The organism is Methylomonas sp. AM2-LC (assembly GCF_039904985.1).
Classification (GTDB): Bacteria; Pseudomonadota; Gammaproteobacteria; order Methylococcales; family Methylomonadaceae; genus Methylomonas.
The window spans coordinates 3,847,878-3,862,321 of record NZ_CP157005.1; the positions used below are offsets into that span (position 1 = coordinate 3,847,878).

Consider the following 14,444-nt stretch of genomic DNA (forward strand, 5'->3'; position numbering starts at 1 on the left):
CCATGAACATTTGCTTTTGTAAGTATACCGATCTAGTGATGACCACCTCTACCGCCCCCCATATGCCCAGCACCAGCGGCGAAACCTCCACCACCAGCAAATCCGCCACCGCCATTAAAGCCGTGATGAAATCCCCCACCGAAATCCTGATGGTTAATAAATTCATGTTGTTGAAAAACTGGGGCAGGCATTTCGTAATGCGGCACTTGTTGTACGAAATGTCCCTGATGCACAGGCACCTGTGCGACATAACCCGGCTGATTATACGGAGCGTTCTCTAGAGTATTTCGTACCGCACGGTTATTTGTAAAAATATTCGCATTAACCGATGGCTGAAATGGCCTATGACCTTGGAATACAGGCGGCGCCATAGGCCGGCCTAGCTGATTAGACATGATGGCTCTTGCCCCCAACACAGCATTACCCGCAGGATACCAATTGCCATTAGCTCCCTGTAGACTAGAGAAATGATGAGCAGGCCCGGCATGGCGACTAACGACATAAGAGTGTCGGCCATAATTCACTTGCTGATAAAAATTATTTAGCATGAAATACCCAGAAAAATAACTTCCCCCAATCCAAAATGGATAAGCTACCCAGGAATAAAGATAATAATATTCTGCTGGCGGCGCATAATAGGTCAATATAGGTGGCCCCTGATCCTGATAATAGTTATTTAAAACATTTGGATCGATAGCGGGTTGACTATACGGTGATTGAGGTGCATTAACAGGTACAGAATTAGGGTTAGCGGTGTACTGACTGACTATCGTCGCTTGACTCTGATACTGTGAAGGAATGGTATTAAAATCATCAGTATAAAATTTACTGCCGTTACTATCAGTATAGGCATAAATGCTATGTGTAATCGGTTCTGAATTCTGATTAACGGTAGGAACAGGCTTTGTACTTTCTTTAATATTAAGGCCCAATGTAGCTTTCAGCTCATTAACCTGTTTGACTGCTTGTTCTTTACTAAGAGCTATTTTCCCTTGCTGAATTGCCAGCTCAATATCACTATCCAACTCACCCAACACCATGGGTGTAACCGGGTATTCAGAAATCCAGCCGCTTTTAGGTTGAATGCCCAATTGACTAAGAGTTGCTTCAGCCTGAACATCGTCCTGTGTAGTGCCTAGGTGCAAAGCATCAAGAAGTTGGACGGCATAAACCGCCTCAGGCACCAAAATTTGCGCCACTTGCATTTGACTTTCGGGAAGACTCGCATTAGGAATCGTTGCGGCATAGCAATGGCTAAAAAAGCCAAGCATACCGATTAAATAAACACGTAAACGTAAAAAGCCGAAGATAGACATCGCAAACCTTCCTTTTTTATGGCTACCACTTAAGACAGAAGCTCAACCATTGATTCTGAGCCATTCAATCAAACTCAGAAAAACTTTGTTGGGAAACATCTAAACTGCGCATGGCACTAAAGGCACACACCACGAACGGTTTATTCCTGATTCACCAAGCACCGCTTAATCTTAAGCGGTGCTGTCTTTAATGTGTATTAGCCTTTTTATTAAAACTTTATTCGAATACTATTCCTCTACCTGTAACAGTTTCTTCAACGCAGATTGATCAGTAATGGTAATAAAGCGGTTTTGTACCAAAATTAATTGCTCATCCTGAAATTTTTTCAGCAAGCGGCTTACCGTTTCCAAAGCCAACCCCAAATGATTACCAATTTCCTGCCGGGTTAAGGATAACTTGAACTCAGAAGCAGAAAAACCACGTCGTTTCAAACGCTCTGACAAACTAATTAAAAAGTAGGCCAGACGTTCTTCAGCGGGTCTTTTGCTCAGTATCAACTGATTTTTATCTTCGGTCATTTTTTCGCCAGTATGTCGAAAAATTTCACGAGTTAGACTGGGTACATTCTGAAATAGTTCATTCATACTTTCAGCCGGTAATACACAAAAACTGGTGGTTTCCAGTGCTATAGCGGCACAGGAGTGCTTTTCCTCGGCCAAACCATCAAAACCTAATAGTTCACCAGGTAATAAAATATTCAGGATATGTTCATTACCATGCTGATCGTTGGCAACTAATTTGGCACTACCGGATTTAATAGCCAGCAAACCTTTGAAATTATCCCCTTCGTGATAGATAAACTCACCTCGTTGTAATACTTTCCGAGCCTTGATCACTTCACTGATATCATTGATTTCAGTCTGAGACAATCCCCTAGGCAAACAAATATTATCCAAACTACAATTATTACAATTTACCTGATTATTTTTTACTGGCTGTTTTATAAGATAAACGGAAGCAGGGTTGCGCAACATATCAATTTCCAGCTGAATCGTGCTGACGATGATAACTAATTACGCGTTCCACTTCATTTTTAGATCCAAAGATAAAAGGCACTCGTTGATGAATATTTTTAGGTTTAATATCCAGTATCGATTCGCGGCCGGTGGTACAGACACCTCCCGCCTGCTCTATAATAAAAGCCATTGGATTTGCTTCATACATTAGCCTTAATTTGCCTGGCCTGGAAGGATCGCGTAAATCGTAAGGATAAAGAAAAACACCACCCCGATTTAGAATACGATAAACATCAGCAACTAATGAGGCAACCCAACGCATATTGAAATTTTTACCGCGTGGCCCATCCTCACCGGCCACACATTCATCAATATATTGTTTTACAGGTGCTTCCCAAAAACGTTGATTGGACATATTGATAGCAAATTCAGTATTGTCTTCAGGAATTTTCATATTGCAATGCGTCAGGATAAACTCACCTATATCCTGATCCAAAGTAAAACCGTTGACTCCATTACCCGTGGTTAACACCAGCATGGTAGATGGGCCATACAGAACAAAGCCCGCGCAAACCTGCTCGTTACCTTTACGTAAAAAATCCTCTGTTTCTGGAGCAACCCCTTCCCTGCCACGCAAAATGGAAAAGATGGTTCCAACAGTCAGATTAATATCAATATTTGAAGAGCCATCCAACGGATCAAACAAAACCAGATATTTGCCTTTTGGGTATTGTTTCGGAATTTGAATAGGGTCATCAATTTCTTCAGATGCCATGCCACCGACATGCCCACTCCAATCCAGGGCTTTAACCATAATTTCGTGGGTAATAATGTCCAGTTTTTTTTGCACTTCGCCCTGAACATTTTCAGTTTCAGCACTACCTAATACACCGATTAATGCACCACGGTTTACCCGATGCGATATTTGTTTACAAGCGGTAACCAGATTATTGAGCAACAGGGTAAAAGTACCTGAAGCATCTGGCAGACCACGTTGTTGTTCAATAATAAACTGGGTAAGGGTTACTTGCTCAGACATGCGATATTTCTCCGTGAGAATAGCTTTTGATAATGCATTCAGACTTTTTCGTTTAACAGATTAGCGAGTGATTTAATTGATACATCTTGTTTAGCAGGTTTTCCTTGATGTGCTTCCATAAAACCGGTTTTTAATCCTTTCTGCTCTAATTGTTGTTGCAAATAGTTGAGGTGGGAATTGATCTTTTCCACAATCTCTGGAGCATGACTCCAAAAACGGGTATTGATGACGCCATCGTAACAGGAAATGTTGCAATATATTGTACCAAGTTCAGGCGGAGTTATGGTAATGCTGACTGCCCAATTTTTTTGTTTAGCTGGCTCATCACCGTTATTACTCCGCTGTTTATCCTGTTGGATTTCGATGTGTAAACTATGAGCTGTATGTTGATAAAAATAAGGCAATTCCAGTGACCAAGCTTGTTTGGGACTATCCTCGACAACGTTTATAGCATTAAACTGATCCAGAGTAATTTTTGCCAGACCGGCATTGGTTTTTTGTAATAACTCGTTGAGTAAATTATGCGTATCCAGCGTGAGAGTATCAACCGAAAGCTGAAGGTTGAGTGCTTGTGAAAATTTAAGCAGATTAGCCTTAAGATCCGCCGTTAAGTTGCTATTATTACTAGAAGCCAATAAATTCGCGAGTTTACTTTCCAGAAACAACCCAGACTGCCTGATACTGTCATGCAGTTTTTCGGGCTGTTGCAGTTGAGATTGCTCAGGAATATGTGCCAATATTTGCTCAGCCAATTGTGTTAAAGCTTCCGCAACACTGGGGTTAAGTTTTAGGATAGCGAGTGTTTGTCCTAAAAAAGTTAACAATTCTGTTGGAGAATTTTGGATAGGCAATAAATTTTTTAAGAGTGTGTTAACTTTTTCTGGGCTAAGTCCTTCCTGGTTTTCTGGCAAAGAAATGGCAAATACCGGCAATTTTCCGGCTGATAACAGTTGCAAATCAATTTGAGTTCCGGGTTTGAGCAGATTAGCTAAGGTATTATTTGCATGAGTAACACCATCCCCGATTAATTTCAATTGCCGACTATCAAGCGTTACGCGTAGATCTGTGGGTTTAGCCAATCCGTCCACCGTCTGTTGTCCATTAATTTGCAAGGTAATCTGGTTACCCGCCCGAGTCACGACCATGGCAGATAATTTTTGATCAGCAACCAAGCCATTCATGCCCTGAAGACTAACAGGAACTTCTAATAATTTAACGGGCTGGGTATTAGATTGTTGTGCTGTAGAAGTATTACCCACCGGAGTAAGCAAATTAAACTCTGGCTGCGGCTGCAATTTAACCACCTGCAACTGTAAAGTTTGCCCAGGTTGCATCGTTAAATTAGGCGGAAGTTGCACCTGTATGCCTTTTCCGCCATTCAAGTTCAAGGTTGCCATAGTACCTGACCCCGAAGTATTGAGGACGGTGGCATCTATGATCTGATTAAGCTGCAATCCCGATTGATTAAGAGCTTGTGTACCTTGACTAGTGGTAAGCAAACTTTCAGACAGACTTTGTACTGACGGCGGAATCACATTGGTAAGGGTTAACGTAACTGCATCTGTTTGAGAGAGCGATAGTTGAGAAGCGGAGCCAGAGCCACTAGCCAAAATAGTAAATTCTGGAAGAGGTGACAATTTGACCACTTGTAATTGTAACGACTGACCGACTTGCAGGTTAACGGCTTGTTGCGACTGCACTTGCAAAGTATTACCTGCAACACTTAAACTAAAACTATTCAGTGCTAGCTGAGTTTCCACCACTTGCGCATTAAAGACTTGATTAACTTGCAATCCAAGGGAATTGCTGGCCGCAGTCAAGCCGGTAGACAACTGGTTAAGATTTAGCTGTAAGCTAATATCCATGCCTTAACTCTTATGAATGCAAAAAAAATTACTGACGCTAAGGAAAGTAATGCCAAATAGTTAAAGGTGTAAAAACAATCCGCTCAAAACTAAAAAAACACCCTTATGTATCACTTTAACAGTCAATTTGGTTCTTACAAAATTTGCAGTTCCAGCTCGGGACCATCCGCCCAAAATAGTAAAGCGACGATCTGAAAGCAATCGGCGCAAATTGACGGAAACCTCCCCTAGCCGATTGAAAACAACAATTTTTTCATCGCAGCGTAGGGATTAGTGCATTATATTTTGCGCAGAAAACAAACAGATGACTTGCTATTTAATTTTTTGAATTGAGTTGTCCGCATGCAGCCAATACATCATCGCCTTTAGTACCTCTTATTAAAGTCGGGATTTTAAAAGTATCTAAAATTTCTTTAAACTTTTCAATTTTATCCCAATCTGGACTGTTGTAATGTGATCCTGGGAATGCGTTAAAAGGTATTAAGTTGATATAAGCACTTTTACCAGCCAATATCGTGCCCAATTTTTCAGCATCTTCTGCTGTATCATTAAAATCTTTTATCAGAATATATTCATACGTAATAAATTGTTTTTTATTTAAAGGTATCTTGTCAATATATGCCAACACTTCATCTAGCGGGTATTTTTTATTAATGGGAATAAGTTCATTTCTCTTCTCTTCAAAAGGAGAATGAAGAGATAACGCAAGGTTTACGCTAGGCGTTTCCAAGCTCCATCTTTTCAGTCCTGGAATATACCCAGCCGTAGAAATAGTTATTTTTTGAACACCAATAGAAGTACCGTGTTTTGATAAAAATATTTCGCATGCTTTTTTAACGGCATCAAAATTATGTAAAGGTTCGCCTTGTCCCATAAAAACAATATTTAAAATCCTCTCTTCCCCCGGCCTATTGGTTGCCAACCAACGCCACGCTTGTAGAAATTGGCCCACTATTTCACTTGTGGTCAAATTTCTTTTAAGCCCTTGTTTTCCGGTAAAACAAAAAGAGCAATTCATGGCACAGCCAACCTGCGATGAAAGGCAAATTGAATATTTATTATTAAACGGAATAAGAACGGTTTCTACTTTATGACTGTCATTAAGTTTAAAAAGAAACTTAACTGTTCGATCTTTTTTTGACTCATAAACTGTATCGATTTCGGGCAGAGAAAAGTCGAAATTATTTTGAAAAAAGGCCAACGCACATTTAGCAATATTTTCAACACATTGAGCAATTTCTTTTTTCTTATAATGCCAATTAAATAGAATTGCCGCAGCTGAATGGTTTAAATTATTCTGATTTAAAACCGCTTCTAAATCAGAATAATTTAAGTCATAAAAAGATTGTTTCAAAAATTTTCTCCATGTTATATCAGTATTTTCCAATACCAATGGATTTGAAATAGGGGAAGCTGCGATTAAAAAAACGGACATCTAACCCTGTGTGCCATTGGCTGATCAAGTTCAAATGCTTTGCTAAATGTTTACACCTATGAGTCATTCTGCAATACATTTCTGTGCATAGCTTTTAGCACTAAGCCAGTGCAGCCCAATAGTCAGATCGATCCGTTCTCCCCGAACGGATTAAGCGAGGCGGCACATAATGACTTTTTTTTAATCAGCTTATGCAAAAAACTTTAAAACCCCTGAAAAAAAACTCACTATTAAACCAAGCAATTTCTAATTTACTACTACAATACAAGTTTAAATGCTGGTAACCCAATTTCCAAACAATGATTTCTACTGATTTAACTAAACAGCCAAAATCTATTGAAGAATGGACGGAAACACTTCTCGCCCAGGAGTTACCCATTTTCTCTAACACCGCACAAAAGATTTATAGATCGCTTAACGATACTAAAAAAGGCGCGTTAGACCTTGCTGCCATCATCATGCAAGACCCTAATTTGACAGCTAAATTGCTAAAAATTGGCAATAGTAGCTACTACAACCCGTCCAGGCAGAAAATGAGCACAGTCACTCGCGCCATCATACTGTTGGGAGCCGAGTGTATACGCGAATTAACTATCGCCTGTTCGTTTATTGAGTCGATACTTAATTCAAGCAATAAGTTACGCGCGAATCAAGAAATTGCCCAAGCTATACATGCAGCTGTACAAGCCAGAGAATTTGCTATAGCCATGCATGACGAACTACCCGAAGAAGTTTTTGTTGCCGCCCTACTGCATAATATTGCGCACATTGCTTTCTGGTGCTCTAACCACCCACAAACCGAGCAAATTAATTATCTGCTAGAAACCCGAAAAATTTCAGTACAGGATGCTGAAAAACAAATACTGGGTTTTAGCCTGCGTGAGTTGAGCAAAAAACTTTGTAAATCCTGGCATCTAGGCGGTTTGATTGAAGAAAGCATCTGTAGACCTGAATCAACACATCCTCGTATTAAACTGGTACTGATGGGTAGCGAGATTAGCGCTGCCCTTAAATTAGGCTGGGAATCCACCGCAATGCAAAATTGCCTGCACAAACTTGAAAAATTAACCGGCGACACACCAGAGGCTATTATTGTTAAAATCAAAAACAATACGCAGTCGGCCATAAAAGTTGCGAAGCAATTTGGTGCAGAGGATGCTTCAAAATTTATCTCCAGCGAAGTTTTAGAGCTAGCAGAAGATGAAATAGATACGCATGAATTTGATAAAAAACAAATTCAGTTTCAAGTATTACAGGATATTAGTAACCATATCAGTGGACAAATCAATCTTAACCAGCTGTTCGAAATGGTTTTAGAAGGCATACACCGTGGCATAGAAATGGACAGAACCTTGTTTGTCTTACTTAGCCCAGACAAACAAACACTGAATGAAAAATTGGCTCTGGGTTGGATAAAACAAAATAGGTCAGAAAAAATTCTGATTCAGAATCAGGAAACTGAAGGCAATTTGTTTTTCTACGCACTTCACCAGCAAGAGGGGCTGTGGATTGAACACAACCATTACCAGCATTTGTATACCAAGCAAATTATCAATATTTTTGGTAAAAACGATAGCTTTATATTTCCGGTTCATATCGATCACAAAGCAATTGGGCTAATTTACTGTGATCGTTCCATTAACAAAGCTCCTCTCACCCAAAGCGATTTTACGACAGCTAAACATTTTGCCAGACAGGTGAATATTGGCTTGACGTTATATCACATCAAAAAGCATTAATGATCACTCATCATGCCAATTATGTTGCAAACATCTGTTGAAACTCTTTCGCTGCGATTTCCGGATCTTGCTTATCAAACACACCACCAATCACCGCCAGTAAATCGGCACCTGCTGCCAGCAAACCCCCTGCATTTTCTGGCAGGATACCGCCAATGGCGACAATGGGAATGTATAGGGTTTGTTTTGCCTTTTGCAGTGTTTCAATTTGCGCCGGAGCTGCCAAAGGTTTGGAATTGGAAGGGAAAAAGCGACCAAAGGCCACGTAATCAGCACCCAGGGCTTGCATAGACAAGGCGCGCTCGACATCGTTATAACAAGAAATACCAATAATGGCATTGGGTCCCAGCTTGGTGCGGGCAATGGCTATGTCGCCATCGTCTCTACCCAGATGCACGCCATCTGCACCCACCTGCAGCGCCAGCTCGATATCGTCGTTAATTAACAAAGGCACTTGATAGGCATGACAAAGCTTGAGCAATAAACTGGCTAGTGTATTTTTATTCGTTGACTCTTTATCCCTGTATTGTAAAACCACTGCCCCACCCTTTAAAACCGCTTCTACTTCTAACAAAATCTGCTGAATAGATTTATCGGCGGTTTGGGTAATGGCATATAAACCTTGTTGTGGAAACTTCATGCATCCACCCAAAACAAGCGTTGTGGATTATATTGCCCCTGACCGGGTCGATAGGCATTTTGCAAAGATTGCCAAGTGTAATCCTGAGCTTCATGAATGGCGGTAAAGGCATCCAAACCTTGTGCCATTATGGCGGCAATGGCACTAGCCAGCGTACAACCTGAACCGTGATAACTGTGGGGTAAGCGTTCCCAGTTAAAAATCTGTGACAGACCCTCAGGCATAGTCAACTGGTTATGTACAATGTCAGAAGTTTCGTGCGTACCGGTAATTAACACATATGTAGCGCCCAGCTCTTGTAATCTAAGCCCACACGCAGCCAGCTCATCCAGTTGAGCCAGTTGTCTGGCTTCCAGGCTATTAGGCGTTAGCACCTGTGTATAAGGCAATAATAAATCGATCATTGCTGTTTGCAAGTCTTGGCTTGCCAATGGAGTCCCGCCCCCGGCTGCCAATATAGGATCAAGAATGACAGGTATCTGTGGATAGGCCTGTAATACTTCGTGAATCACATAAGCAGTTTCAACATGTCCGATTAAACCAATTTTAATAGCTGCAATAGGTAAATCGGCTAACAGGGTCTGTACCTGCTGACGAATATCATCCGGCCGTTGAGGGATGATGCGTTTAACATTACGACTATCTTGTTCGGTTAAGGCTGTAATCACGCTACAGCAATGTCCTTGCAAACTAATAATGGTCTCAATGTCAGCTTGTATACCGGCCCCCCCACTGGGGTCGTGTCCGGAAAAACACAATACATTGGCACGCTGTTGTTTGTTCAATGGCTAATCTCACTTGACAGAAGTTGCAAAAAATCTTGTTCAGAAATTATCTGTACGCCTTTTTCAGTAGCCGCTTGCAATTTGTTTGCACCGACATTTTCCCCGATTACCAGATAATCTGTTTTGGCTGACACCGAGCTCCCCACTTTGGCACCACATGCTTTAGCCTGCTTGGTCAACTCATCGCGTGTACCCGATTGCAGGGTACCGGTAAACACCAGAGTTTTACCCGCTAATACATGCGCGTTTTCTATGCGCAGGTTTTGCGTACTTTGCAGAGTAAAACCTAAAGCCATTAAGCTATCAAATAACGGTTTAATAGCGGCAAAACCTTCAGTTATGACAGCGGCCGTTTTTTCCGCAAAGCCTTCCAGACGAATAATATCCGCTTCGTTCAGACTAAAAATATCAGTTAAAGCATAATGACTCAGCAGTTTTTCACAATTCCCCAGCCCCATACGGAACACGCCAAATGCAGCCAGAAAGCGCCAGTCTTCAACGGACTCACTACGACTACGCACTAATTGCTCGACAAGATTGGACGATTGCTTGGGCCCAAAACCCATGCTTTCAAACTGTTCGGCGGTAAGTTGATAAATCTCATCAACACGACGAATACCGTATTCGTAAAGCTTTTTTATGGTTGCTGCACCAAAACCATCGTTGTTTTTCAAAATTCGAAAAAAGTGTTCCATAGTATTGCTGATTTGTGCCGGACAACTCAGGGTATTAGGACATAACAGATAATCACTATCCCAGACTAATTCGTGCGCACAACTTGGGCAATGATTGGGTATTTGCGGTTCTGCCGGACGAAGTACTGCTTCAATTTTTGGAATCACTTCGCCGGAACGGGCTAAACGAATAAGTGCGCCAGGTCCTATCCCCTTATCCAATACCATTCGGTAATGATGAGCCGTAGCTCTGGATAACAATGCACCGCTTAGTCTGACAGGTTCAAGCTCTGCAACTGGCGTAATACGGCCCGAGCGTGAAGTTTGCGGGGTAATAGCAAAGACGACTACTTCAGCGGTATCCAGATTTTTCTTGTACGCCAATTGCCAGCGATGATGATGACGGGTAGCGCCCATATAGGCTTTAATTTCTGCATCGACAATTTCCAGCACCACGCCATCAATATCGTAATCAAAATCCGCCCAATCGTTAATATCTATACTTTCATACACCTGCAACAATGTCTGTTTATCGCCCTCCCAGCTGGGTAAGGAGGCAAAAGGATAAAAAATGGCGGCCTGTTCTGTAATCGCTAATTGTGCATGTGTATCCAGATCTTTTTCCTTGATAACACTGGCTACAAAATTACGCGGATTATCAAAACTGTCTGCCAAATGTTGATTGAAATAGCTGCGTTTGACTACAATTTCACCTGGGCCTGCAATACGTTGCTGTTGATTAGCCAACTGCAATCCACGCGCAAAGACTCTACTGATATCAGTACCCTTACGACCATCACCCCGAGTATAGAATCTCTGCGTATCATCATAGGCAGCAAAGCCATCAAGCTTAGGCGTAATCCTATACCTTATCTCATCTGCTGATTTATTTAGCTCAATTGCTGCTTTTTCAATACGCTCTATCCAGCGTTCTACCTCATCACGACTATACGCTTTTTCTGTGGATAACATCCTTTGCGGCAAATCAACCGTTTTTCCGGCAATCAGTGGCTCAGGCTCCACAGAAAATAAATATTCATGTTCGGGATTACGTCGTTTTAATTCTGCCAAATACACGCCATCATAATCAGCATCGCTAATAATAGGCTCACCACCCCGATACAAGGCATTGACTATCTGTAAAAACTTCACTAATTCTGCATCGGAATAAGCACTCAACAGCTGTTGACTATCGATAAGTGAATAAAAACGCTCAGTACTAAGCTGATCAAAAGTTAGATTCGCTTGCTGAATGAGTTGGTGCTGACTGGCTGTAAGCATGATTAGACAATTTGCTGATAACAGTTGATTATAATGGCACGCCAGCCAAAATCAAAAAAAAGGCGGGAGAGTACAACTGTCCCGCCAAGCAAATATCTTTCAAGAGGATTATGTCAATGGTAGGAATGCAATGACATGGTGTTTATTCTAGAATGCTCCAGCAATTTAATATTGATACATATCAACATTTATAAAGTTAATTTCACTTTTTTCGCATCCAAGTTAACTCTTTGTTAAAAAGAAAAAGTAACCAGCGTGCATTATTTTTACAAACCTTACAGCATTTTCCACTCATCTGATCACAAAAAATGATACATTGTAGTTTAAATTTAGTGCCTCCAACTATTGAATCATGTATGCAATGCTTTAACCTAGAATTGGCTGCTATCCATACCCTCAAGTATGTAGGCGCCTAAACCTGTAGGTGACAAGTGTTAGCCCGTTAGTTAATTGATTCAAAAGGCTTTAGTTCGCTGACGAAGTGATCAACTGCCGATATGGGTTTAAGGTTGTAATGTAGCAAAAGCCGTAAGTGCTGCAAATTTTATGGGTGGGACTAATGAATAGGCATACATTTCTGATATATGCTGTGTTTTGGTTAGCAATAATCTCGACGATTTATTACCAACAAACACTGGAAATAAAAAGTTCGTCGCAAGATTTAATAGCCAAACAAACCGATATGCTGGTCAATCATCTTATCAAACTTCAGCAAGAGGTTGACCAGTATGGGATGCTGTACGCGCTGGTTAATGAACAGGGACAACCTAATGCCTTAATGCCAATTCCTGAAAGTGATTTGCAAACCACCAACGGACAGATTCTAACTAGGGTAGTACCCGTTTGTCTCAGCCATAAACTTAGCAGTGTTAACGCAGAAACCTCTCACATACAATATCATTTGGTTAGCCTTAACCCATTAGATAGTAACCAAAAGCCCGATGACTGGGAATCCGCCACTCTGCTTGATTTTGAAAAGGGCGAAACCAATAAAAAAACTATTTCAAACAAAGAAGGTACCTCTTATTTCCGCTACATGTTGGCTTTACCCGTCGATGTCAGTTGCATAAAATGCCACACCCAACAAAACCTAAACGATAAAACGCCTATAATTGCGCTCAGCATGTCCATGCCTAGTTCCGATTTAGACGCATCTATTGCCACACACTTAAAAAAACAGCAATTGTTCTACTTTATCATTACTGTTTTTGGTTTAGTGGTTATATTAATATCTTTGCTAAACCATCAAAAATTAAATCGTCGTCTGGTTAAAGCCAAACAACATTTAAAGTTAGCGTATATGGATGTCTTAACCCAACTTCCTAATCGCCGTTATTATGATTATTTTGTTAAGCGCGAATGGAAGCGTGCCGTGCGCCAAAGTTATCCGTTGTCCTTGATCATGGTCGATATTGATTATTTTAAGAATTACAATGACCACTTTGGTCATATTCAAGGCGATCATTGTTTACAAGAGGTTGCTAAAACATTGCGCCACTATTTTAGACGTGCTGGGGATTTGATTGCTCGTTATGGTGGAGAAGAATTTTGTGTGGTAGCAGCTTGTGATGCCGATCAGGCCAAACTATTAGCAGAAACGCTACGCATTGCTGTAGAAAGTTTGCAACTACCGCATCCAGGCTCTAAGGTGTCCGCATTCGTATCCATTAGTCTTGGCACTGCCACGGTCATACCTAACGAAAAGATGTCTTACGAAGACTTGTTACAACAAGCAGATCAATGTTTGTATCTTGCCAAACAAAATGGCAGAAATAGGGTAGAAACTTTTAAAATGGAAGCAAACTAACCCTGCTTACCTATCTCTTTCACCGTTATCGTCTATTAGGGTAACCAAAGTTTTTCCTTTACCCAGCTGACTGGCAACCTGAAGTGCTGCACACACATTTGCAGCAGATGACATACCAGCAATGATACCTTCCTCACGAATCAGACGTTCACGCATACCAGCAGCTTCCTCACTACTGACCTGCTCTACGCCGTCTAGTAAATCAATATCCAGATTTTTGGGAATAAATCCCAAGCCTATACCATAAATACTGTGCGGGGTATGTGATCCACCCGAAAGCACAGGAGATTCAACAGGTTCAACTGCGAATACTTTAAAGTTCGGGTTACGATTTTTCATAACATCTGCAACACCCGTCAGAGTACCCCCGGTAGCCACACCGCAGACAAAAGCATCTACATTACCATTGGTTGCCGACCATATTTCCTGTGCAGTAGTTTGCCGATGGATTTCAGGATTAGCCGGATTTTCAAATTGTTGCAGCATCAAGGCACCGGAAATTTCACAGACAATAGCTCTGGCTTTGTCTATTGCGCCTTGCTGTCCATCAATTTCGGGTGTCAGCACTACTTCTGCACCATAGCGTTTCAGTAATTGCTGCCAATAGACTGTGGTGTTTTCTGGCATGGTCAAAATACATTGATAACCTCGAGCAGAAGCGACCATTGCCAAAGCAACACCGGCATTTCCGGCAGTAGGTTCGACAATAGTACCCCCCGCTTTTAATAAACCGGCTTTCTCTGCTGACTGGATCATGGCTAAGGCAATTCGATCCTTGCCAGAGCCGCCCGGATTTCTGGATTCGAGTTTTACCAGAACCGTAGCGGCGTTTTCGGGCAAAATACGCTGGAGTTTAACTAATGGTGTATTTCCAATTAATTGTGTAATGAAACTTGCACTAGCCAT

11 protein-coding genes are annotated in these 14,444 nt (G+C 41.4%); 2 read left to right on the forward strand and 9 right to left on the reverse strand.

Annotated elements, in window-relative coordinates:
• Positions 1-32: 32 nt before the first annotated feature.
• The 5 genes from ABH008_RS17065 to rlmN all read right to left on the reverse strand — a co-directional run bounded on the left by ABH008_RS17065 (position 33) and on the right by rlmN (position 6,531).
• Positions 33-1,316: a hypothetical protein gene (locus tag ABH008_RS17065; protein WP_347986816.1), complete on the reverse strand. Its 1,284-nt coding sequence runs from the start codon at positions 1,314-1,316 to the stop codon at positions 33-35.
• Positions 1,317-1,544: 228 nt separating this feature from the next.
• On the reverse strand, positions 1,545-2,291 hold the full coding sequence (locus ABH008_RS17070) for a helix-turn-helix domain-containing protein (RefSeq protein WP_347986817.1): 747 nt from the start codon (positions 2,289-2,291) through the stop codon (positions 1,545-1,547).
• 1 nt (position 2,292) lies between these two features.
• Positions 2,293-3,312: a class 1 fructose-bisphosphatase gene (locus ABH008_RS17075; RefSeq protein ID WP_347986818.1), complete on the reverse strand. Its 1,020-nt coding sequence runs from the start codon at positions 3,310-3,312 to the stop codon at positions 2,293-2,295.
• 38 nt (positions 3,313-3,350) lie between these two features.
• Positions 3,351-5,177, reverse strand: a complete 1,827-nt coding sequence (locus ABH008_RS17080; RefSeq protein ID WP_347986819.1) for a flagellar hook-length control protein FliK — start codon at positions 5,175-5,177, stop codon at positions 3,351-3,353.
• 316 nt (positions 5,178-5,493) lie between these two features.
• The gene (gene rlmN / locus ABH008_RS17085; protein WP_347986820.1) at positions 5,494-6,531 is read right to left on the reverse strand and encodes a 23S rRNA (adenine(2503)-C(2))-methyltransferase RlmN; all 1,038 of its coding nucleotides are present in this window, start codon (positions 6,529-6,531) and stop codon (positions 5,494-5,496) included.
• Between the two features lie 380 nt (positions 6,532-6,911).
• On the opposite strand from rlmN, the gene ABH008_RS17090 reads away from it, so the two are divergent.
• Positions 6,912-8,351: an HDOD domain-containing protein gene (locus ABH008_RS17090; protein ID WP_347986821.1), complete on the forward strand. Its 1,440-nt coding sequence runs from the start codon at positions 6,912-6,914 to the stop codon at positions 8,349-8,351.
• A 19-nt stretch (positions 8,352-8,370) separates the two neighbouring features.
• On the opposite strand, the gene thiE is transcribed toward ABH008_RS17090, so the two are convergent.
• From thiE to ABH008_RS17105, 3 genes are read right to left on the reverse strand one after another with little or no spacing between them, the layout of a single operon-like run.
• Positions 8,371-8,991, reverse strand: a complete 621-nt coding sequence (gene thiE, locus ABH008_RS17095; RefSeq protein ID WP_347986822.1) for a thiamine phosphate synthase — start codon at positions 8,989-8,991, stop codon at positions 8,371-8,373.
• Positions 8,988-9,776 (reverse strand): hydroxymethylpyrimidine/phosphomethylpyrimidine kinase, encoded by a 789-nt coding sequence (locus tag ABH008_RS17100; RefSeq protein WP_347986823.1) that lies wholly within the window; start codon positions 9,774-9,776, stop codon positions 8,988-8,990. The genes thiE and ABH008_RS17100 overlap by 4 nt, the downstream gene beginning before the upstream one ends.
• Positions 9,773-11,731: a BRCT domain-containing protein gene (locus ABH008_RS17105; RefSeq protein WP_347986824.1), complete on the reverse strand. Its 1,959-nt coding sequence runs from the start codon at positions 11,729-11,731 to the stop codon at positions 9,773-9,775. Before ABH008_RS17105 ends, ABH008_RS17100 begins: the two co-directional genes overlap by 4 nt.
• 559 nt (positions 11,732-12,290) lie before the next feature.
• On the opposite strand from ABH008_RS17105, the gene ABH008_RS17110 reads away from it, so the two are divergent.
• Positions 12,291-13,538: a diguanylate cyclase gene (locus ABH008_RS17110; protein WP_347986825.1), complete on the forward strand. Its 1,248-nt coding sequence runs from the start codon at positions 12,291-12,293 to the stop codon at positions 13,536-13,538.
• Positions 13,539-13,544: 6 nt separating this feature from the next.
• Here the strand turns inward: ABH008_RS17110 and cysK are convergent, their stop codons facing one another.
• Positions 13,545-14,444, reverse strand: coding sequence for a cysteine synthase A (gene cysK / locus ABH008_RS17115; protein WP_347986826.1), 900 nt, complete (start codon positions 14,442-14,444; stop codon positions 13,545-13,547).